General features: G+C 65.6%; 18 protein-coding genes. 11 read left to right on the forward strand and 7 right to left on the reverse strand.

Annotated elements, in window-relative coordinates; all coding sequences use genetic code 11:
• Positions 1-171: 171 nt before the first annotated feature.
• From NQ036_RS14195 to NQ036_RS14210, 4 genes are read right to left on the reverse strand one after another with little or no spacing between them, the layout of a single operon-like run.
• Positions 172-1404 (reverse strand): FAD-dependent oxidoreductase, encoded by a 1233-nt coding sequence (locus NQ036_RS14195; RefSeq protein WP_257059720.1) that lies wholly within the window; start codon positions 1402-1404, stop codon positions 172-174.
• Between the two features lies 1 nt (position 1405).
• The gene (locus NQ036_RS14200) at positions 1406-2173 is read right to left on the reverse strand and encodes an amino acid ABC transporter ATP-binding protein (protein ID WP_257059723.1); all 768 of its coding nucleotides are present in this window, start codon (positions 2171-2173) and stop codon (positions 1406-1408) included.
• A 58-nt stretch (positions 2174-2231) separates the two neighbouring features.
• On the reverse strand, positions 2232-3062 hold the full coding sequence (locus NQ036_RS14205) for an amino acid ABC transporter permease (RefSeq protein ID WP_257059724.1): 831 nt from the start codon (positions 3060-3062) through the stop codon (positions 2232-2234).
• 2 nt (positions 3063-3064) lie between these two features.
• A complete protein-coding gene (locus NQ036_RS14210) occupies positions 3065-4027 on the reverse strand; it encodes an ABC transporter substrate-binding protein (protein WP_257049545.1) in 963 nt (320 codons plus the stop codon).
• A gap of 483 nt (positions 4028-4510) precedes the next feature.
• Here NQ036_RS14210 and NQ036_RS14215 point away from each other — a divergent pair, with 483 nt between their 5' ends.
• From NQ036_RS14215 to NQ036_RS14235, 5 genes are all read left to right on the forward strand, one after another.
• Complete coding sequence (locus NQ036_RS14215; protein ID WP_257059727.1) at positions 4511-5401, forward strand: transporter substrate-binding domain-containing protein; 891 nt, start codon at positions 4511-4513, stop codon at positions 5399-5401.
• 10 nt (positions 5402-5411) lie between these two features.
• On the forward strand, positions 5412-5936 hold the full coding sequence (locus tag NQ036_RS14220) for an amino acid ABC transporter permease (protein ID WP_257059729.1): 525 nt from the start codon (positions 5412-5414) through the stop codon (positions 5934-5936).
• On the forward strand, positions 5909-6166 hold the full coding sequence (locus NQ036_RS14225) for a hypothetical protein (protein WP_257059732.1): 258 nt from the start codon (positions 5909-5911) through the stop codon (positions 6164-6166). Before NQ036_RS14220 ends, NQ036_RS14225 begins: the two co-directional genes overlap by 28 nt.
• Before the next feature lie 19 nt (positions 6167-6185).
• Positions 6186-6986 carry an amino acid ABC transporter ATP-binding protein gene (locus NQ036_RS14230; protein WP_257059734.1) on the forward strand — a complete coding sequence of 267 codons (801 nt, stop codon included), beginning with the start codon at positions 6186-6188 and terminating at the stop codon, positions 6984-6986.
• 425 nt (positions 6987-7411) lie between these two features.
• On the forward strand, positions 7412-8728 hold the full coding sequence (locus NQ036_RS14235) for a hypothetical protein (protein ID WP_257059736.1): 1317 nt from the start codon (positions 7412-7414) through the stop codon (positions 8726-8728).
• Between the two features lie 65 nt (positions 8729-8793).
• Here the strand turns inward: NQ036_RS14235 and NQ036_RS14240 are convergent, their stop codons facing one another.
• Positions 8794-10425: an amidohydrolase gene (locus NQ036_RS14240; RefSeq protein ID WP_257059738.1), complete on the reverse strand. Its 1632-nt coding sequence runs from the start codon at positions 10423-10425 to the stop codon at positions 8794-8796.
• A gap of 92 nt (positions 10426-10517) precedes the next feature.
• On the reverse strand, positions 10518-11696 hold the full coding sequence (locus NQ036_RS14245) for an MFS transporter (protein WP_257059740.1): 1179 nt from the start codon (positions 11694-11696) through the stop codon (positions 10518-10520).
• 230 nt (positions 11697-11926) lie between these two features.
• Between NQ036_RS14245 and NQ036_RS14250 the strand changes: the two genes are divergently transcribed.
• The 6 genes from NQ036_RS14250 to NQ036_RS14275 all read left to right on the forward strand — a co-directional run bounded on the left by NQ036_RS14250 (position 11927) and on the right by NQ036_RS14275 (position 20146).
• Entirely contained in the window at positions 11927-13057 is a 1131-nt protein-coding gene (locus NQ036_RS14250; RefSeq protein ID WP_257059742.1) for a LacI family DNA-binding transcriptional regulator, read from the forward strand.
• Entirely contained in the window at positions 13054-14646 is a 1593-nt protein-coding gene (locus tag NQ036_RS14255) for an ABC transporter substrate-binding protein (protein ID WP_257059744.1), read from the forward strand. The genes NQ036_RS14250 and NQ036_RS14255 overlap by 4 nt, the downstream gene beginning before the upstream one ends.
• A gap of 29 nt (positions 14647-14675) precedes the next feature.
• The gene (locus NQ036_RS14260; protein ID WP_257059746.1) at positions 14676-15701 is read left to right on the forward strand and encodes an ABC transporter permease; all 1026 of its coding nucleotides are present in this window, start codon (positions 14676-14678) and stop codon (positions 15699-15701) included.
• Positions 15698-17551 carry a dipeptide/oligopeptide/nickel ABC transporter permease/ATP-binding protein gene (locus NQ036_RS14265; protein WP_257059748.1) on the forward strand — a complete coding sequence of 618 codons (1854 nt, stop codon included), beginning with the start codon at positions 15698-15700 and terminating at the stop codon, positions 17549-17551. The genes NQ036_RS14260 and NQ036_RS14265 overlap by 4 nt, the downstream gene beginning before the upstream one ends.
• 5 nt (positions 17552-17556) lie before the next feature.
• Positions 17557-18342, forward strand: coding sequence for an ABC transporter ATP-binding protein (locus NQ036_RS14270; RefSeq protein WP_257059751.1), 786 nt, complete (start codon positions 17557-17559; stop codon positions 18340-18342).
• Between the two features lie 76 nt (positions 18343-18418).
• Positions 18419-20146 carry an amidohydrolase gene (locus tag NQ036_RS14275; protein WP_257059754.1) on the forward strand — a complete coding sequence of 576 codons (1728 nt, stop codon included), beginning with the start codon at positions 18419-18421 and terminating at the stop codon, positions 20144-20146.
• A 137-nt stretch (positions 20147-20283) separates the two neighbouring features.
• On the opposite strand, the gene NQ036_RS14280 is transcribed toward NQ036_RS14275, so the two are convergent.
• Positions 20284-21054 carry an SDR family NAD(P)-dependent oxidoreductase gene (locus NQ036_RS14280; protein WP_257049938.1) on the reverse strand — a complete coding sequence of 257 codons (771 nt, stop codon included), beginning with the start codon at positions 21052-21054 and terminating at the stop codon, positions 20284-20286.
• Positions 21055-21111: the final 57 nt, after the last annotated feature.

A 21111-nucleotide genomic window follows, 5' to 3' on the forward strand; every position in this document is an offset into this window, starting at 1 on the left:
GGGCGACAGGAATTCCCCGAACGATCTCGTTAAGCACCTCGGACCATTCCTGGTTCGAGTAGTTCACTGCGATGTATGGCATACGCCCCTCCTGGGAAGGGTGTTGCACTAGCACCTTGAGACCGCCGCCTGAAACGCCGGTGCAACAGCTCAATAACATGGGTCGAGCGCTCAGAAGGCCCGGGAAGCGGCGAACTGGCGGTGGCGCAGGCTGCGCCCGCCGATCACCATGTCCACCAGCAGCCCCGCGGTGAACGGGGCGAACATCAGCCCCAGCATATTGTGGCCCGATGCCATCCAGGTGTTCTCGAGCCCCGGCACCCGGTCGATCACCGGCAGGCCGTCCGGGGTCAGCGGACGCGATCCGACCCACTCGTCCCGGCGCACCGCCAGGACATCCGAATCCAAATAGGGCGAGACCCCCGCGACGATCTGCTCGATCCGCCGCGCATTGAATCGTTCGGTGTCCCCGTCGAACTCCATGGTCCCGGCGATCCGGGTGGCCCCGTCCATAGGCACGGAGACGACGTGCGCGGACTCGAAGATCATCACATGTTCCGTGGCGGGCTGTGCGTCGACAGTGAAGCTGTAGCCCTTACCCGCCCGCATCGGCATCCGGTACCCCGAGGTCGCACCCACCTGGGCACTGCCGATTCCGGCTGCGATCACCACGGCATCGGCTGCGAAGTCCCCGCACGAGGTGTGCACTCGGCGCACATCACCCTCATCCGTGACCGAGGTGACCATAATGCCCTCGTGGATCGTCACGCCCGCAGCCCGCAGTTCACGCTCCAGGGCGTCGACGTAGTGGTTCGGATTCGTGAAATAGCTGCCGGCGTCCAGGAACCCGAAGCCCGTTCCGCTCAGGGCGGGCTCGATGACCTGCAGACCGGCCCCGTCGACCACCTCGGAGACCTCGTGGGGCCAGCTACTGCCTGACATCCGATCCAGTTCGTGTGCCCGCCCGGCGGCCGCGGCCGCGGCCGAATCGTAGACGTGCAGATACCCCGCATCGGACACCTCGACGCCGATATCGGCGGCGAAATCCAGGAAGGCGCGGGTGGCCAGGTTCTCGATGTCCTTGAGCCCGGCCTGGTTGCGCCCATACCTCCCCGGCAGGGAATTCCGCGCGACGCGCATGAGGAACGGCGCATAGCCCGGCAGCGTTCCCGGTTCCACGTGCAGGGCACTGTCCTGGCGGTACAGCTGGGTCAGTGCCGATAGGATCAGCGAGCTCTTGGCCACGGGGGTCGCCTGGTCCGGGCAGATCTGCCCGGCATTGCCGCGCGCAGCACCCGAGCCGACCACACCGCGTTCCAGCAGGGTCACCTCGGCCCCGGACCGGCGCAGCCGCAGGGCGCTCGTCAGGCCGATCAGGCCCGCGCCCACGATCGTCACGCGCACCTCAGACCTCCACCTGAACGGCTTCGAGGAACTTGCGGGTCCGCGGGTCCTGCGGATTGTCCAGGACCTCGGCCGGAGCTCCCTGCTCGACGATCCGGCCCTTGTCGAAGAAGACCACCCGGTCGGCAACCTTCTGCGCGAACTCCAGTTGATGGGTCACCACCAACATGGTGTAGCCCTGCCCCGCCAGTTCGCGGATCGTCTTGAGCACCTCGCCCACCAGTTCCGGGTCCAGCGCCGAGGTCGGCTCGTCGAACAGCAGCACCTCGGGATCCATCGCCAGCGCCCTGGCGATCGCCACGCGCTGCTGCTGGCCGCCGGAGATGTCACCCGGGTAGGAATCGGCGCGGTCGGACAGCCCTACCTTCTCCAGCAGTTCCAGCGCCCGTTCCCTCGCCTGCGCACGCGCTTGCCCCTTGACCCGGACGGGGGCCAGCATGATGTTCTCCAGCACCGTCATATTCGAAAACAGCTGGAAGTTCTGGAAGACGAAGCCGAAGCGCTGTTTCTGTGCGGCGGCGACCTTGCCCTTGAGCTTGGCGAAGCCGTCCTTGTAGGGTTCGATGCCGATCAGCTCGCCATCCAGATGGATCCGGCCCCCGTCGATCGCCTCGAGATTGTTCACGCAGCGCAGCAGGGACGATTTGCCGGAGCCCGAAGGGCCGATGATGCAGATGACCTCTCCCCGTTCGACCGCCAGACTGACGTCGTCGAGGACGTGGAAGTCTCCGTACCACTTGTCCAGATGGTCGATGGTCAGGAAGCTCATGGGGTCTCCTTGTGCGGGTCCGTGTGCGGGTCCGTGTGCGAAAGGGTATGGGAGCCGGTCATGCGCCACGACTGTAGCGTCGTTCCAGCAGGCCGGAGAGCCAGCTGAAGATGAGGACCAGCACCAGATACCAGATGGCGGCGACGAACAGCAGTTCCATGGTCAGGAAGTTGTTCGAATAGAGCTCTTTGGTCACCGTCAGCAGGTCGTTGCCCGCGATCACCACGACCAGGGACGTGTTCTTGAGCATCGAAATGAACTGATTGGCAGTGGGTGGGACGATCAGCCTGATGGCCTGGGGCATGATGACCCAGCGCATCGCCTGACCGCGGGTCATCCCCATGGATTCGGCAGCCTGGGCCTGACCACGGGCCACGCCGTTGATCCCGGAGCGCACGATTTCGGCCATATACGCGGCCTCGTGCAGGGCCAGGCCCAGCACGGCGGCGGCGAACGGGGTGACGACGTTGTTGACGTCGATGGATGCGGGCCCGATCCCCAGGTGCGGGATGAAGATGGCGATGTTGTAGAAGATGAGCAGCAGGATCAGCAGGGGCAGAGCGCGGAACAGCGCGACATAGGCCTTGGACAGGTTCTTCCACACGGGATTGTCCGAAAGCATCCCGACCGCCAGCAGGCCACCGCCGATCACCCCCAGCACCATGGCCAGCACGGAATAGATCAGCGTATAGCCCACGCCCGTGAGAATTCGGTAGTCGAACAGATACGCCAGGGTCTTCGACCACTGCAGATTACCCGTGGCGAACAGGTAGATCACGAAGAGGACCAGCACCACGCCGATCGCGCCGGTGATGACCTTGCGCGGATTGAACTTGTGGTGGTACCTGATCTTCCAGTCGGTCGGTGCTTCCGAAGTCACGGTACTCATGATCAGTCTTTCGCCGGGCCGTCGTTGATGCCCGACTTCTCGATCATGCCCTCACTCAGACCGTATGCCTTGAAGATCGTGCCGTACTCACCGCCGTCCATCAACGACTGCAGAGTCTCCTTGAGCGTCTCCTGCAGCTCGGTGTCGTCCTTGCGGGTCACGATGCCGTAGTAGTAATCGGAGGAGATCCGGCCCTCGCTGACCTCCAGGGCATTGCCGCCGCCCACACTCTTGGCCTCGTGAACTGCCGCCGGGTAGTCATTGCCCGTGGCGTCGGCACGGCCGTTGACCACGGCCAGGGTCGCGTCATTGCTGGATTCGTAGAGCTTGACGTCGATCGGTTTCTTCCCGTCGGTCTCACACTTCTTGCTCTCGCTCTTAGCCGTTTCCACGGACTCGATGCCCGTCTGCAGCGCGAGGCTGTGACCACACATATCCGACAGGCTCTTCACTCCCAGCGGATTGCCCTTCTTCACCTCGAGGGCGGTGGCGGAACGGTAGTAGTCCACAAAGGACACTTCCTTGCGGCGGTCGGGGAGGTCGGCATATGAGGCCACCGCGAAGTCCACCCGGTTCGCCTTGAGCGCGGGGATGACCCCGTCGAAGGCGACTTCCTGGACCTTCATCTCAATGCCCAGCTTCTTCGTCACGGCGCGGGCCAGTTCGTATTCCGCGCCGAGCTCCTTATCGCCCTCCCTGTACCGCATGGGCGGGAAGGTGAAGGTCATCGAGACGTTCGCCGATTCCTTGTACTTATCCGGCAGCTTGGCCGCCAGAGCGTCGTCCTTCGAGATGCCGTCCACCACCTTCCCGGCGGCCTCGACGGTGTCGGCCCCCTGCGGGGCGCCATCATCGCCGGCAGTGGCTTCATCGGCATTGCAGGCGGACAGCGAGGCGATCAAGCCGAGCGCGGCGAGTCCTGCCCACATCTTCGTGAAACGGGCGCGCTGCTTAACGGATTTCATGTGTCCTCCAGGGGTACGGAACCGGGGGTTGGATTCAGCACAGGTGGGTTCTGCCGAATCTATTTCATGTGATCTAGACCATAGCAATAAAGATGTTGTGAATCACAGCCGTCCATCAGGTGGAGGATCGATGAATGGTAAACGAACCGTTCAGCACCGCTTAACACCCGCCAGAACACGAGGATTCCACGCCCTCACGGGAGATCCTCGCACTCTCCCGGAAATCGGGCCGCCACACGACACCCCTCCGGTCACACTCCCACACACACCAAAGAACCGACTTGCCTACAGTCCACATCCCGCATGATTCCTGGAAACAAGGCTGGTTGTGGAGTATCGCCTTCTCTCACGATTTCATACGGAAAACACTCCTTGTCCTGGTTTCGATACACACCTTACCGATTCGACGTGATCTAGATCATCATTTAGGATCAAGGCGGACTTACAGAACGACAATCAAACACTTTGAGGAGCGGGTGAATTGTGGCGAAGTCGAAGAAGGGCGTGACTCCCAATCAGTGGAGCATCATCGTAGTCCTGATCATCGTTTTAGGCCTGGCCGGTGGGTTCGTCGGGGCCAAGATCGGCAGCGGTAACGGGAGCGGCGCAGGAGGAGCAAACGGGCAAGAACCCGGCGCCTTCCTGGAGAAGATCAAGGCCAACGGAAAACTGCGCATCGGCATCGCCTTGGCACCGCCCATGACCATGCAAGAGGACGATGGCACCTACGGCGGCCCCAACATCATCCCCCTACAGAACCTGGCAAAGGATTTGGGCGTCGAGGTCGAGCCCGTTCCCGCCGAATGGAACAACATCGTGGCGGGCCTGCAGGCCGATCGTTATGACTTCGCCGCCAGCCTGGACCAGACCATTTCCCGATCCATGTCCATCAGCTTCACCGATTCCGTCTGGGAATACCCCGGCGTCTTCGTTGTGCGCGCCGACTCGAAATACACGACGGCCGACGACGTCTTGAATAACACGGATGGCAAAATCGCCACGGCGCAGGGAACCGCGCTGGAGACGACCATGAAATCACTGACGAAGAACACCACGTCTTTCAAGGAATACGCCAATTCCGTTTCCGCGCTCAACGCGAAGCGCGTCGTGGGTGAATTCGCCGACTACCCGGCCGCGCTGGCCCAGGTACAGGCGGATAAGAACCTCAAGATGATCATCCCGGACACCGCCATCTACCAGGGCAAAGCCGCCTACGGTGTACCCACCGACATCGACTACCGCTCGCTCAACGTCATCAACGTGGCGATCGACCGTGCCCGCAACGAAAACGACTTGGACGCCGCCTACAAGAAAGTCGGCTACGTCCCGGCGGATGATCTGCCGGATACCTCGCCCGATCTGATCAAGAAGTAGGGCGGGCCGCATGTTCAACTACGACTTCGACTGGTCCGTCGTGACCAATAGTCTCGACCGGTTGGGCCAGGGACTCCTGACCACCATCGAGCTGGCCCTGCTGGCGATTGTAACCAGCATGATCCTGGCCGTACCGGTGGCCGTCGCCCGAATGTCGGAGATCCGCGTGATCCGCTGGATCGCGCAGGTCTACATCGAGATCTTCCGCTGTACACCCCTGCTAGTCCAACTGTTCTGGGTGTTCTATGCGATGCCGGCACTCATCGGCCTGACGCTTCCTGGGTTCCTGTCCGCCTTCATCACTCTGTCGCTGAATCTCACGGCCTTTATGGCCGAGGCCTACCGCAGCGGTTTCCAGTCCGTCCCCGTCGAACAGGTCGAGGCAGGCCAGATGCTGCGCCTGTCCTATGCCCAGAGGCTGCGCTACATCATTTTGCCGCAGGCCATGCGCCAACAGTTGCCGGTCATCCTCTCGCTCGACATCACCCTGTTCAAGGACACAGCCTGGTGTCCACGATCGCGGTGGGTGATCTGATGTTCGCGGCCAACACGATCTCCACGGAAACATATAGATCGCTGGAGGTTTTCACGGTCGCGGCGCTCATATATTTCATCGTCGCCTTCCCCGCATCCCTGCTGACCAGCTGGATCGAGCGCCGGATGCAGGACTCACAGACCCAGGTGCCCAGGCGCCGCAAGATGCTCCCGGCCGTAGCCGGCAGCGGCAAGCAGTACAGGACCCTGCGCAAGCAGGGCGGCGAATGACGACAAAAGGACACACTCCATGAGTAGCACTACGAACACCCCGGATGCGGGACCCGGCATCAGCGCCGACCGGGGCGACATCCTGGTTTCGGCCCGAGGCCTGAAGAAGTCCTTCGGCGACCGAGAGATCCTGAAGAACATCGACTTCGACATGCACGTCGGGGACATCACCGTCATCATCGGCAAGTCTGGCTCCGGCAAGTCCACTCTGCTGCGAGTGTTGGCGGGCCTGACGGAGCCGGATGACGGCGTGATCACCTTCGACGACCAAGTCGTTTTCGACGACGAGGAGTATACGGAGGCCTGGGACGAGATCGACCAGCACATCGGGATGATCTTCCAGTCCTACACACTGTGGCCCCACATGGATGTCCTGGCCAACCTCACGCTGGCCCCACGCAAGAGACTGGGCCTAAGCGACGAAGAGGCCAGGAGCCGGGCCGCGGCGGCGCTGGAGGAAGTGGGGATGTCCCAGCACATCCGTTCCAAGCCCGCCCAGCTCTCCGGCGGCGAGCGCCAGCGCGTGGCGATCGCTCGGGCGCTCATGATGAGACCCAAGTTGCTGTTGTGCGACGAGATCACTTCGGCACTCGACCCGCCCGTGGCGGCCGAGGTCCTCGAGGTCCTGCGGCGGCTCAAGGAGACGGATGGGATTGCCGTGGCCCTGGTGACTCACGACATGGCGTTCGCAGCCAAAGCAGCGGACCGCCTGGTCTTCTTCCACGAGGGTGAGATCGCGGTGAACACCACACCGCAGGATGCCTTCAACAACACGCAGAACGAGGATCTCAAGAAGTTCGTCGATGCGGTGCGCTTCTGAGCCATCCGCATATTCCGCGAGATGCAGGGCAGCGCACGGAATCGTGCCAGCCGGGGAGGTGAGGCCGGTCTCATGCAGCTGGCGATGGACGACCATGAACTCGACCTGGTGCCCGTGGAGTTCGAGGACCAGGCGGTCTACGCCTCGCTCGATCCCCGGATGACCGAACATCCCATCGACATCGTGACGCTGTCCCAGCGCCCGCCCATCCTGGAACACTACGCCTTCGGCACCCGGCGCGGTGCGCAGGTCTCCCCGCCACTCTGGCGTTCATGGACCTGGCGCGGGAGACCCTCGAGGGGCTTGAGGGCTCAGGAAGGATCCGTGCGTGGTTCGGAGACGATCCGACTACCAGCATCCATTCCCATTGTCCCCCGATCCCAAGCCGAAAGCCCGTCCCCGGTTCACCTTCTACACTTGTTCCGATGTCTAAGAACAAACGCACCAAGAAGTCAGCGAAGTCCGCCAAGCGCAAGCCGCAGGGCAATCCGGCCCTGCGCAACCGCAATGTGCAGCCTTCGGCCGCGACCGAACGCTCCCTGCAGCAGCGCTTCACCTCCTGGTACCTGGACCAGCCCGGATCCGAGGACTCGGCCGGGGTGACCGCCCTGCTCGAGGGCCTGTTCCAGGTCGCCCCAGATTTCCGCAACTCCTTCGGCTCCCCCGCCAGCCTGGCCCTGCCCACCGCGGACCTGGTCGTCGAGATGGCCACGAGCGATCTGACCGGCTCGGGCCATCCCGAGGTGGAGATCGCCGTCGCACTGCACAGCTATCTGCAGTTCCTCCAGCTCGCGCGCGAGCCCCTGGTCAACGCCGCCGAGGTCGCCCAGGGCATCGCCGCACTCGACGCGATCATCACCGACGCCGAGGCCGCACAGTCCCTGGCCGCCTTCGTACCGGCCACCGCGCAGGCCGGCTCACAGACCGCCGCGCCGGACCAGCCCCTCGGAGCCTTCGCCCCCACGCCGGCCCCGGCCGCAGCAGCAGACGCTGTCGCCCCGACTGCACCCCAGCACACCGCCCCGGCCCTGAGCCGCACGGACGTCCGCGAGCTGCCCGGCGAGTTCGCAGACACCCCGGCCGAAGTTTTGCTGCACGATCTGAATGCCACCGCACCGGTGGCCGCCGTCGCGGGACTGCTCGACTGGCTGGGCAAGGGCAAGCCGGTGACCTCGACCGGGGCGCTGCGCCGGGCCGATATCGAACCCGTTGCGGCCCTGCTGGGGATCGCGGCGGCAGGTGTCGCCAAGGTTCCGGCCGATGCCGCCGGCGACGGCACAGCCGAGCACCCGTTCCAGGTCAAGACCATGTGGGAGCTCGAACCGCTGGCCGCGTTCTGGGTCGCACTCCAGGAACTCGAGCTGCTGGAGCTGACCTCGACGAAGGCCCTGCCCGGTGCCGGGGTGGCGCAGTGGAACGAGGCCGACCCCGACCGGGCCGCGGCGATCCGCACGGATCTGCTGGCCACCTACGTCGGAACGCTGCTCGAATGCGAGGACGAGAAGCTCAGTGCCGAGGACCGGCAGCTGGCCGAGGACGCCTCGCGCGAGGTCCGCGGCATCCTGGTCCAGGCCCTGCGCGCCGGCCATTCCGCCGCCCGCCCCGAAACGCAGCGCGGCGCCCGGCTGCTGCACCGCCTCCAGGCCGACGGGCTGCTCATCGCCGATGATGCGCAGACCTCCGCGATCCCCGCTGGAGTGAAGTTCGCCGCCGCGATCGCAGTCGCCAACCTCGCTGCTTGATATTCCAGAGGCCCGCACGAACCAGAACGTGACCGTTCTGGTTCGTGCGGGCCTCTGTGCATCCGCTAGGCGGAATACACGACTTCCCCGCCGATCACCGTGGACACGACCTTCGTCTCCTCGATGCCGGCGGGATCGATCGCGAAAACATCGTTATCCAGGGTCGTGAAGTCGGCCAGCATGCCCGGTGCCAACACGCCCACTGCATCCTCCCGGCCCACCGCATAGGCGGAGCCGTAGGTGTAGGCGCGTACGGCCTCGGCCACGGTGACGCGTTCGTCCGGTCCGAAATCCGCGCCCGCCGAGGTCTTGCGGTTGACCAGATCGTGGATCGACTTGAGCGGATTCGCATCGGAGACCGGGCTGTCGGTGGAGCCGGGGACCACGATGCCCGCATCCAACAGCGAGCGCATCCGGTAGGTGCCGGCCGCCCGCTGCGCGCCGATCGCTGAGATGATCCCGTCGCCGAACTCGGAGACGAACACACCCTGGGGCACCGGCACGACTCCGAGTTCAGCGCACCGTGCGACCTGCGCATCGGTGGTGATGGCGAAGTGTTCGATCCGGTGGCGCACGGTGCGCGGGAATTCCCGCTGGGCGTAGGCGAAGGAGTCCAGTGCGTGGTCCACCGCGCGGTCGCCGATCGCGTGGATCGCCACCGACCAGCCCGCCCGGTGGTAGGAGGCCACCAGGTCCGGCATCTGGGCGGGGTCGACGACCATCACCCCGGTGTTCTCCGGCTCCCCGCAGTAGCACTCGTGCACGGCGGCCGACCGGCCGATCAGCGAGCCGTCGGAGACCATTTTGACCGGGCCCAGCCGCAGCCGGTCGTCGCCGAAGCCAGTCCGGATCCCCAGGTCCAGGGTCCGCATTCCCTCGGCGTTGATCTCCAGGCCGTGCAGCACCTGGTGGAAGGGCATGAGGGTCTGGCGGGGACGCAGCACATCGGTGGCCACCGCGTCCTGGTAGATGTCGATGATCGGCGCGTTGAGGCCCAGCGCCCCGCCGAGCACCACCCCGGGTTCGGTCAGACTGGTCAGCCCGTAGGCCACCGCCTGGTCCGAGGCCCGGCCCAGGTTGGCCAGTGCCTCGGCCTTGGTCACCCGGGCGGATACGAACTGGATCGGGTCCTTCGCCGATTCCTGTAGCAGGCCCTCCGCCAGGCCGGCGGTGTCGCGGAACACGCGGCCGCCGTCGATATCGGGGAAGCCCTGGCGCTCCGGGTAGCCGGCCAGTTCGAACGCCCGGGTATTGGCCACGAGCATGTGCTTGGAGACGTGTTCGAGGATCACGGGGTGGCCGTTGGACACCCGGTCGATGGCCTCCGCGGTGGGGTGGTCGCCCAGACGGTTCTGATCGTAGCCGACCCCGCGCACCCACTGCCCGGCCGGGAGTTCGGCGGCGCGCGCGGCGACGGCGGCGTACACATCGTCCAGGCTCGTCACATTCGGGTAGCGCAGGTCGATGCTGCCCAGGTGTTCGCCGGTGCCCATGGTGTGGTGGTGGGCGTCGTGCAGGCCGGGCACCGTCACGGCCCCGCCCAGGTCGCAGGTGGTCCGGGCGCTGAACCCGGTGAGGTCGGCGGCACTGGCGCCGAGGGCCAGGATCCGGCCGCGGTCCACGGCCAGGGCACCGGCCCTGGGCGCTGCGGCATCGCCGGTGACGAAATCGCCGGTGAAGATGGCGTCGATTCTCATTTCCGTTTCTCCTTACCCCCGGGTTCCGGGCCCGAGGTCATAGGGGTCGGGTGCTTGTGGCCACCGGTGCGGCGGCCCCTTGTGCGCCGGCATTATGCCGGCTTGGGTTTGGGCCGACGGGTGACCAGTGCGTAGAGCACCAGCGCCAGCAGGGTGACGACGATACCGCCGGCGAAGATCGACCGGGTGCCCCCGGCCTGGGCCAGGCTGCCCAGCAGCAGCGGCCCGAAGCCGGTGCCCAGGTCCATCACCAGGAAGTACGTGGACACGGCCACTCCCATCCGGGCCGGGGTGGAGCGGTTGACCACAATCGTCTGGATCGCCGGCATGAGCGTTCCGAAGCCCACGCCCAGGAAGCCCCCGGCGACCAGTACCGCGGCAGGCCCCTGCCCTACCGCCAGGAGTAGCAGGCCGCCCATCGCCAGGACCAGCATGGGGTAGACGACCAGATCGTCGCCCCTGCGGTCCTGCACCCGGCCCAGCAGCAGGCGTGCGGCCAGGGTGGTGGCGGCGTAGACGACGAAGAACCAGCCGGCCATCCCCGGCATCCCCGCCTCCGTTGTATGGGTATCGAGGAAGGCCAGGACGGATGCGAAGGCGATGCCGCCGATGAACATGACCCCGGAGATCGCCACCGCGCCCGGTTCGATCACGCTGCGCAGCGACAGCCGCCATTTATCGGCCACCTCCTCGCGCGACGGGGTGCGTTCGGGGATCTTGAGGAAGATCACGAAGACGCCAGCGATGAGCGAGGAAGCTGCCGCTGCAGTGAACAGCCAGTTGTAGCCCAGTGAGTGCACCAGGGCCACCGCCACTGCGGGTCCCGCGGCCGAGGCCAGGGATCCCGCCACGCCGAAATACCCGGTGCCCTCGGCCCGGCGGGCGGGTGGGATAAGCGATTGGGCCGCGACCATGAGCACACTGTGGCTGAAGCCGTAGACGGCCCCGTGCAGGAAGCGCAGGGTGATGAGCAACCAGATCCCGCCCACGGCCTGGTGCACCAGGGCCACGCCGATCGACACTGCCAGGGTGATGAGCAGGGCCCGCTTGCGCCCTACCAGGTCGATGTACTTCCCGGCGAAGATCCGGCCCAGCACGGAACCGGTGATGAAAGCGCTCGACGCGAGCCCGGCCAGGGCCTGCCCGGTGTGGAACCGGGTCAGGGCGTAGCCCGCCATCGAAGTGACCAGCAGGTAGAAGACCATGCACAGGAAGAGGTTGACGAAGATGGCGAGGACGAAGTTCCCGGTCCACAGACGGTGCGGTTTCACAGATATCCGGTTTCAACAGGGGAAGGATGGTTGATTGTGATCTGTTACATATTCATACCATAACTTGAGAAAACATTCACACAACAGATGCGTTAAGAATCCCCTGGTCAGCGGCCATATGTACCGATTCGAACCCGTCCTGAAAATCTGTTGACTCCGTGTTTCGCATCACATAGCGTTATTGCGCAACAGCCCACCGCAGTCTTCCACCGACACCCTCAAGGATGCCCATGGATTCCAAGCGCCCCACGATCCGCGACGTCGCAGCCGCGGCCGGAGTCGCGGGCTCCACCGTGTCGCGCTACCTCAACGGCACCCTCGACCTCAAGCTGGAGACCGCCGGCCGGATCGACGCCGCGGTAACCGCCACCGGTTACCAACGACCGGCGGGCCCTGCGAACCCGGCAGCGCCCACCGCGGACGCCGCACCCACGATGTCGGCCGAGCCCACAGCACCCACCGGACGTGAGCCGCAGCACTCCTCCCCCGTCCTCGGCCTCATCGTCCCCGAGGCCCTCAACCAGTACTTCGCCCAACTGGTCCACGAACTCTCCCAGGCCGCCCATCGGGCCGGCTGCGAACTCATCGTCAGCATCGCCTTCGACCAGCCGGCACGCCAGGAGGCCCTGGTGGACCTCTTCGCAGGGCTCGACCTGGCAGGGCTGTTCTACATCGGCACCCACCATGCGAACCCTGCGCTCACCCGCGCCCTGGCGGCAGGCCTTCCCGTGGTCGTGCTCGATGACGAGCAGGCAGGGTTGACCCGGGGCGCGCAGACTCCCGCCACCGACCTGGTCGTCCACGACGACTATGCCGGCGCATTCCAAGCCACCAGCCACCTGCTGCGCCTGGGCCACCGCAGGATTGCCTGCGTCATCGGACCGGACTCCCTGAACTCCCAGTCCGAGCGCTTGCGCGGATACTCCGAGGCTCTGCTGACCGCCGGCGTCGACCCACATACACAGCTGATCGTCCGGGGCCCGTTCACACAGAACTTCGGGGCCTCGGCCCTGCCACACATTCTGGCCCACGCACCCACCCCCACCGCGGTTTTCGTCACCAGCGACATCATCGCTCTGGGACTGCTCGACGTGGCCCGATCCATGTCGGTCGATGTCCCAGGGCAGCTGTCGGTGGTGGGCTTCGACGACGCCCCGCTCTCACGTCATCTGCAGCCACCGCTGAGCTCTGTGCATGTGAGCCTGCGGGAGATGGCCAGGACCGCACTCGACCTCATGACCGCACGCCTGACCGAACCGAAGACCCCGCCGACGCGCGTCGTCGTCCCCGTCACCCTGGCCACCCGTGCCTCGAGTGCGGCATTCGCAGAACCCATCACCGACCCGAAGGGGCAACCGTGAGCATCAGAGTGTTCAAACCACGGCCGGACGGCCACCGACCCCGGCGCCGCACCCGCCGTCTGGCAGCCGCTCTGGCAGCCGGAACCTCGGCCCTGGCGCTGGTGCTGACCGGCTGTTCACTGGGCGCGGCGCCCGAGGGGGATACGGTCAGGGCCAGGTTCTCCGCCGACCCGACCACCTTCGACCCCGCTCTGCTGACCGCCGGCGACGACTACTACGCCGCGCGCATGCTTTACGACACGCTGCTGCGCTACGACGACAAGGGCAAGATCGTCGGCGGACTGGCCCAGGACTGGAAGATCGGTTCGAAGGGCGGCACCGTCACCCTTCGCGATGGCGCCACTTGTTCCGATGGCACGCCCATCGACGCGGACGTGGTCGTGAAATCCCTGCAGCGCTTCGTCGACCCGGCAACCAAATCGGCCATGAAGTCACTGTCCTTCGGATCCGGCGACGTCACGGTGTCGAAGAAGGACGCGAAAACCGTCGACATCAAGGTCAGCGAACCCTTCGGCGAAATCGAACCGGGCCTGACCGTGATCGGCTCCGGCATCGTGTGCCCGGCCGGCCTGGCCGATCTCAAGGGCCTCAAGGCCGGAACGGTGGATGGCGCCTTCTCCGGTCCCTACTCAGTGACCGAGGCCAAACCCGGTATCAACTACCGGTTCAAGCTCAACGCGGACTACGCCGCCTGGCCGAAGTTCGCAGCGGACCTGCCCGGGCGCGTGCCCGGCACCTTGGACTTCTCCGTGGGCGCGGACACCTCGACGAACGCCAATGAGATCCTGGGCGGGTCGCTGGATCTGGGTGTCATCAGCCCCACCGACACGGATCGGTTCCAGAACGTAGCGACCATCATCATCGGCGAACAGTACGTGGTGTTCAACCAGGCCGACACCAGTCCGTTCAAAGACGAGAAACTGCGCAAGGCCGTGGGCCAGGTGCTGTTGAACAAGAACTACAACCAGATTGCCTACGCGGGCAAGAGCGACGATCAGCTGACAGTGGGCGATAAGAACATGCAGTGCGCCAATACCGACGCCTCGCTGCTGCAACAGTACGATCCGCAAGCCGTCAAGGACTCTGGAGTGCTCAAAGGCGTGAAGATGAAGTACGCGGCCTCGAACTCGTTTGGGCCCGGCGGCATCGGTGCGGAGTACATCTACCAGGAGCTGGAAAACGCCGGCGCCGACGTGGACTACGCCCTGACAGACAACGCCACGTGGGCCTCCCTGGTACTGGGACCGGAATCGGACACATGGGACATCACCCTGTTCGGCACCGTCAACCAGACCGTCACGCTGTGGACCTCGGTCAGCCGGCTGATGGGCGTGCCGATCGAGGACGGCGGCCGATCGATGACACGGGCGAAGAACCCCGAGGGCGAGAAACTCGTCACCGAGGTCATGACCTCCGACGACGCCGAATCCAAGTGCCAGGCGTATCAGAAGCTCCAGGCGAACTTCCTGGGCCGCGCCGATGTGGTCCCGCTGTCCGGCTCGGCGACCTTCTACGCATCGCGGGCCGGAGTGGAGTACCTGACGCCGAACAACCGCCAGGACTTCACGACCATCCGCATCACCGACTGATCCATCGACGAAGCGCAAGGTTGACCACCATGAAAACAGACACCCTTCAAGCCGACAGCCGGCTGTTCTCCGTCATCCCACCCTCTCTCATACCCAGTTGGTCGACGACCCCGTGGGCCAGATTCGCCTTCCGCAAGGTCGGCACTCTGCTGTTGTCCTTCATCATCCTGATCTTCGTCACCTTCCTCATCGTCCAGCTGATTCCGGGTGATCCGGCGCGGCTGGCGGCGGGCCTGGAAGCCGATCAGGCCCAGGTCGAACAGGTCAGACGGGACCTGGGCCTCGACGCACCCTGGTGGGTGCAGTTCGGCCACTACGTGCAGAACATCTTCAACGGCTCCCTGGGCTACTCCTACCGGATCGGAACCGTGGGCACGCAGATCCTGCTACGCGCGCCCTACACGCTGATCGTCGCCTTCTCCGCGATCGTCATCACGATGCTCGTGGCGATCCTGGCCGGTATCGGCGTGGCCGTGCTGACCAGGGCCGGACGCCGCCGCTGGCTGGACGTGGCGTTCAGCTGGGTCACCGCCTTCATCGATGCGATCCCGGTCTATGTCCGCGGCACCGTGCTCATCATCGTCTTCGCACTGAGCCTGAGTGTCCTGCCGGCAGGCGGGGCCCAGAGCGCGTCCTCGTTCGTCCTACCGATCATCGCCCTGTCGATCGGCCCGGTCTGCTCGCTGTCGCGGGTGGTCCGCCGCGAGGCCGAAAGCGCCTTCGAATCCGACTTCATCCGCACCGCCGAGGGCTGGCGCCTGTCGCGCAACCGCATCAACTTCAAGTATCTGCTGCCCAATGTGGCGACCTCGGCACTGACCATGTCCGGCCTCATGCTCTCGGGCATGATCGGCGGGGCGCTGATCATGGAGCAGGTGTTCTCCTGGCCGGGTCTGGGCACCAGCGTCGTCAACGCCATCATCAACCGCGACTACCCGGTGGTCCAGGGCACCATTCTGGTCCTCGGCATGGTCGCGGTGATCATCAACATCATCATCGACATGGTGCTCGCACTGATCGATCCGCGCACTCTGACCCCCGGGAGCAACTCATGAGCCAGTCCATCTCCCCCGTCCCGGCCAAGGCGCCCGCAGCCCCGGACGGTCCCACGCCCGCACCGGGCAGGGCCACCGGCGCGCGCCGCCGCGGCAACGCCGTCTTCTACGCCGGCGGCATCATTCTGCTGGTCTTCATCGTGCTGGCCATCATCGGCCCCATGATCTTCCGCGGGCCGGCCACCACGATCGATGCGCTCAACACGCGCAGCGGAGCCGGTGGCGACCATCCCTTCGGCACGGACGGGTTCGGCCGCGATATCTTCGCCCGCGTCATGGTCGCGGCCCGCCTGACCCTGCTGTTGACCTTCGGCGCCAGCCTCATGGCACTCATCATCGGCACGCTGATCGGCGTATTGGTGTGGCTGGTGGGCTCCAAACTGCGCGCGGTGATCTTCCAGATCAACGCCGTGGCTGTGGCCTTCCCGTCGATGATCCTGGCGCTCATCGTCGCCGCCATCATGGGTCCGGGCTCGCTGTCGGCCATGGTCGCCGTCGGCATCGCCGGGATCCCGGCCTACATCCGCCTGACCGCGAACCTCTCGGCCAAGGTCGTCGGCGAGGACTTCGTGAACATGGCCGACCTGCAGGGTGTCAGCCGGCTGCGCATGGCGGTGCGCCACATCCTGCCGAACATCGCGATCCCGCTGTCCGTGGCCGCGGCGAACTCCACCGCGTTCACCCTGGTCGAACTCTCCGGCCTGTCCTTCATCGGCCTGGGAGTGCAGGCGCCGGACTACGACTTCGGCCGGATGCTCTCCGACGGCCTGGGCGAGATGTCCGGCCAGCCCTGGGGCGTGCTGGGTCCTGCCATCGCGATCACCCTGTTGGGCCTGGGCATCATGCTCTTCGGCGATGGTCTGGCCGCCATGATCGATCCACGCGTGGCCGCCCGCTTGGCCGCCGCCAAGGCCGCCGGCCGGGCCCGCCGCCTGGGCGCGGCCTCGACCGGTGCCAAGGCCTCTGCCGCCGGGGCACAGGCCGACGGATCCGAGCCGGCGGGAGTCACGGTCCGCGACCTGACCGTGGCCAAACCCGAGGCCGACGGCACCACGACCCCGCTGGTCGACGGGGTGTCGTTCAACATCGCGCCAGGCGAGATCCTGGGCATCGTGGGCGAGTCCGGATCCGGTAAGTCGCTGACCGCGATGACCCTGGCGGGGCTGCCGGCCTCCGGCCTGACGGTGCGCGCCGAGACCCTGCGAGTGGGACGGATGGACATGCTGGGGGATAACTCCTCTGCCGAACTGGCAGGTGCCGTCAGCCTCGTCTACCAGGATCCGATGAGCACCTTCAGCCCTTCCCTGAAGATGGGCACGCAGCTGACGGATGTGTTCTGCCGCCACCTTGGCTGGAACAGGGCGAAGGCCCACTCCGAACTGGTCAAGGCGCTGCAGGCGCTGAGCACCCCGGACCCGGAGCGGATCCTCAGCCTGTATCCGCACCAGCTCTCCGGCGGACTGCTGCAGCGCTGTTTGATTGCCCAGGCCGTGCTGCTCAACCCGCGGTTGCTCATCGCCGATGAGCCGACCACGGCGCTCGACGTGTCCGTACAGGCCGAGGTGCTGCGCCGGATCTACCAGTTCCGGCGCGACTCCGGGGCCTCCGTGCTCTTCATCTCCCACGATCTTGGCGTCGTCGAAGCGCTGTGCGACCGCGTCCTGGTGATGTACAAGGGGCAGGTCGTCGAGGAGTTGGCACCCGAGCAGATCAGGACCAGGCGGGTGGAGCACCCGTACACGCAGCAGCTGCTCGACGCCGCCCTGTACCTGACCGAGGTGGACGGTGCAGACGGGCAAGCGAGCACTCCGGCCGACGGACCGGTCCAGCAGCGGGAAGGGAACAGGTGAACGCCATGACGGAGAACATCCTGGAAATCCACGAGGTGACCAAGCGATTCGGCCACGGCATCTTCGCCAAAACCGTGCTCGACAGGGTCTCCCTGCGCATCCCCCGCGGCACCGCGGTGGGACTGGTGGGCGAATCCGGCTCCGGCAAGTCCACGATCGGCAAGATCGCCTGCGGCGTCTACGGCTTCGACGGCGGTTCGGTGCAATTGGCGGGGCAGACCTTCGAGAAGGGCGATCCGTATAAGAAGGCCGCCCGCGGGACGATCGCCTACATCCCGCAGAATCCCTTCTCCTCGTTCAATCCGCGCCGGACCGTGGGACAGTCCCTGGTCGAGGCCCTGGACCCGCGAGCGCCCCGGCCGGGTTCGCGCCGCGCCGAGCTGGTCCGGTGGCTGGATCGGGTGGCCCTGCCGGCTGACAGTCTGGAGCGCTATCCGCACGAGTTCTCCGGCGGGCAGCGGCAGCGCCTGGCGGTGGCCCGCGGGCTCCTGCGCGATCCCGAGTTGGTGGTCGCCGATGAGATCACCTCGGCCCTCGACGTGTCCGTGCAGGCCCAGGTGCTCCAGCTGCTGGACGAGCTGCGGGCCGAGCGCGATTTCTCCCTCCTGTTCATCTCCCACAATCTGGCGGTGATCCAGAACGTCTGCGATGAGGTTCTGGTGATGAAGGGTGGGGCGATCGTCGAGTCGGGACCGACCGACCGCATTCTGTCCACCCCGGAGAACCCCTATACTCGGCACCTTCTGGACTCGATCCCGGGCTCGCCCGGGTTCAGCCTGGAATCCGCCTGAAGCCGGATGCCCATGCGGGGAACGCCGCCTAGACATCCGACCACGACCACACAGACACGACAGCAAAGGAGCACCCATGACTGACCCCGCTTTCGACTACTCCGCCTATGGCCCCGGCGCGGGCCCGGACTCGGGAACCGACGCCGCGGTACCCGCGGCTCCGGCCGTCCAGGTCTTCGCCAATGCCCGCGTGTTCACCGGCGAGGGGTTCTCCGCACCCCAGGACGTCATCGTCGACCACGGCAGGGTGGCGGGCTTCGCCCCTGCCGGCCAGGGAGCCCGCGACGCCGCAGCGGCCGCCACCGCCGGAGCCGAACTGGCCCAGACGATCGACGTGGGCGGGGCCCATTTGCTGCCCGGGTTCACCGAATCCCACGGCCATCCCGTGGGCTGGGGCCTGAACAAGCTGACCCTGGACCTGCGCCCGGGCTCCGTGGGCAGCATCGCCGATGTCCTCGCCCTGGTGGCCGAGGCCGTGGCCGCCCGGGCGGCCGGGACGGGTGCCGGTGACGATGGGGCCGGCGCCGGGAAGTGGATCGTGGGCACCGGCTGGGATGAGACCTACTTCGCCGAGGCCCGGATGCCGACCCGCGCGGACCTGGACTCGGTGGCCCCGGATGTCCCCGTCTACATCGAGCGGACCTGCGGGCACATGGCGGTGGTGAACTCGGCGGCCCTGGCGGCCTCGGGCATCGACGATGACACGGCCGATCCGGACGGCGGCAAGCTGGTCCGCGATCCCGCAGGACACCTGACCGGACTGGTGCAGGAGGATGCGAAGGGCCTGCTGGCACTGCCGGCGGACACCGTGGCGGATATGGAGCACGGTTTCGCACTGGCGCAGCAGGATTTCAACGCCTGGGGCGTGACCACGGTCAACGACTGCCTGGCGAACCCGGACACCATGCGCCTCTACCAGCGCTTCCACGACGCCGGCCGGCTGAGCGTGCGGATGCGACCGTGGCTCTACGCGATTCCCCTGTCGGGCAATGTCGGGATGATGGACGCCGCTATCGGTGCCGGTGTGCAGTCAGGGTTCGGCGATGACATGCTGCGCATCCAGGGCGTGAAGTTCCAGCTCGACGGCTCGCTGGGCGGCAAGACCGCTGCCACCTGCACCCCGTACGAGCACACTCACGACACCGGCATCCTGACCCACCCGACCAGCAGGCTGACCGAGGCGTTCGGACGTGCGGCCCGTGGGGGCCTGCGGATGGCGATCCACGCGATCGGCGATGCGGCGATCGGCCAGGCGCTCGAGGCCCTGGAGGCGTCGGGCGAACTCGACTGGGTCAAGGCCAACCGGGTGCGCATCGAGCACTGTTCCCTGCCCACCGATGCACAGCTGGACACCATGGTCGACTGGGGGCTGATCGCCTCGTCGTCGATCAGCTTCGTCTACCACCTGGGCGATTCCTATCCCGAGGCGATCGGCCAGGACCGCCTCAACCGCCTACTGCCACACCGCACCTATATCGACCGCGGGATCGTGGCGCCGGGCAATTCGGACCTGCCGGTGACCAATGGCAATCCGTGGGAGGGCGTCTACGGCGCGGTCACCCGCACCACCCGGTCCGGGCGCGTGCTCGACGAGGTCCAGAACATCACCCTGGCCGAGGCCCTGGCCATGTACACGAGCAATGCCGCCTACGGGAACTTCGAGGAGGACCGTGCCGGGGCGGTGGCCCCGGGCAGGTTCGCGGACTTCCAGATCCTGCAGGACAATCCCTTCGACCTGGCCCCCGAGGCCTGGCTGGACCTGGCGCCCTCGCACGTCTTCCTCGGCGGTCGCCAGGTGCTGTAGCGGGCGCCTGCGGCGCGCCGGCTCATCCACGCAACCGGCTCATCCACATAAACACCATCTGAGCGCGGGAACTACCTACTACAGTAGGTAGTTCCCGCGCTCAGATGGTGTCTGCGCGAGATCCATCCGGCGGAGCCCTATACAGTTGGGCCGCCAGTCGCGTACACGATCTGCCCCGTAACGTAGTCCGCGTCCGAGCTGATAAGGAACGCCGCGATGTTTGCTATATCCTCGGGCTGCGCCACTCGACGGAGGGCAATCTGTGATTCAGCCTGTTTCTTCATGTCCTCGAACGGTACGCCTATCCGCTCCGCTGTTTGACGGGTCATGGCAGTCTCGACGAACCCTGGAGCAATAGCATTGGCGGTAATTCCATATCGGCCCAATTCCAAGGAAAGCGTTCGCGTGAATCCCTGGATACCCGCCTTGGCGGCGCTATAGTTAACCTGCCCCCGATTCCCCAGCGCCGCAATAGACGATAGGTTCACTATCCGCCCGTTTTGGGCCTCAACCATGAATCCCTGGACTGCATGAGTAAGCATAAATGGCGCCCGAAGATGGATGTCCATGACTTCATCCCAGTCATTCAAGTCCATCTTGAACAGAAGGTTGTCACGAATGTATCCAGCATCATTGACCAATACTGTTGGCTTGCCGAGCGTCGTTACAGTAGATTCCACCACGGCCTCGACCGCGGACTCCTGGCGGACATCTGCAGTGATCGCATGGACTGGTCCAAACCCAGAAAGCCGCGCAGCGGTGCCCTCGAGAGTTTTTCCGTCGATGTCGACTGCCGCCACCGCGAGGCCCTCACGCAGCAGCCGCTCCGCGACGGCAGCGCCAATTCCTTGCGCAGCACCTGTAACGATTGCGACACGCCGATCCTGCTTCAATGTTTCATTCGACATTTTAGTTACCCCTTTACCAATACATGATTGAATACCAATATACTTGTATTCTTTCGA

The sequence above is a fragment of the Brevibacterium sp. 91QC2O2 genome, assembly GCF_024580695.1.
Lineage (GTDB): Bacteria > Actinomycetota > Actinomycetes > Actinomycetales > Brevibacteriaceae > Brevibacterium > Brevibacterium moorei.

Coding starts and splice junctions, on each gene's coding strand:
- NQ036_RS14220 (WP_257059729.1), top strand. CDS start 5,412: ATGTTCAACTACGACTTCGACTGGTCCGTCGTGACCAATAGTCTCGAC.
- NQ036_RS14270 (WP_257059751.1), top strand. CDS start 17,557: ATGACGGAGAACATCCTGGAAATCCACGAGGTGACCAAGCGATTCGGC.
- NQ036_RS14200 (WP_257059723.1), bottom strand. CDS start 2,173: ATGAGCTTCCTGACCATCGACCATCTGGACAAGTGGTACGGAGACTTC.
- NQ036_RS14280 (WP_257049938.1), bottom strand. CDS start 21,054: ATGTCGAATGAAACATTGAAGCAGGATCGGCGTGTCGCAATCGTTACA.
- NQ036_RS14265 (WP_257059748.1), top strand. CDS start 15,698: ATGAGCCAGTCCATCTCCCCCGTCCCGGCCAAGGCGCCCGCAGCCCCG.
- NQ036_RS14250 (WP_257059742.1), top strand. CDS start 11,927: ATGGATTCCAAGCGCCCCACGATCCGCGACGTCGCAGCCGCGGCCGGA.
- NQ036_RS14275 (WP_257059754.1), top strand. CDS start 18,419: ATGACTGACCCCGCTTTCGACTACTCCGCCTATGGCCCCGGCGCGGGC.
- NQ036_RS14230 (WP_257059734.1), top strand. CDS start 6,186: ATGAGTAGCACTACGAACACCCCGGATGCGGGACCCGGCATCAGCGCC.
- NQ036_RS14240 (WP_257059738.1), bottom strand. CDS start 10,425: ATGAGAATCGACGCCATCTTCACCGGCGATTTCGTCACCGGCGATGCC.
- NQ036_RS14210 (WP_257049545.1), bottom strand. CDS start 4,027: ATGAAATCCGTTAAGCAGCGCGCCCGTTTCACGAAGATGTGGGCAGGA.
- NQ036_RS14235 (WP_257059736.1), top strand. CDS start 7,412: ATGTCTAAGAACAAACGCACCAAGAAGTCAGCGAAGTCCGCCAAGCGC.
- NQ036_RS14260 (WP_257059746.1), top strand. CDS start 14,676: ATGAAAACAGACACCCTTCAAGCCGACAGCCGGCTGTTCTCCGTCATC.
- NQ036_RS14205 (WP_257059724.1), bottom strand. CDS start 3,062: ATGAGTACCGTGACTTCGGAAGCACCGACCGACTGGAAGATCAGGTAC.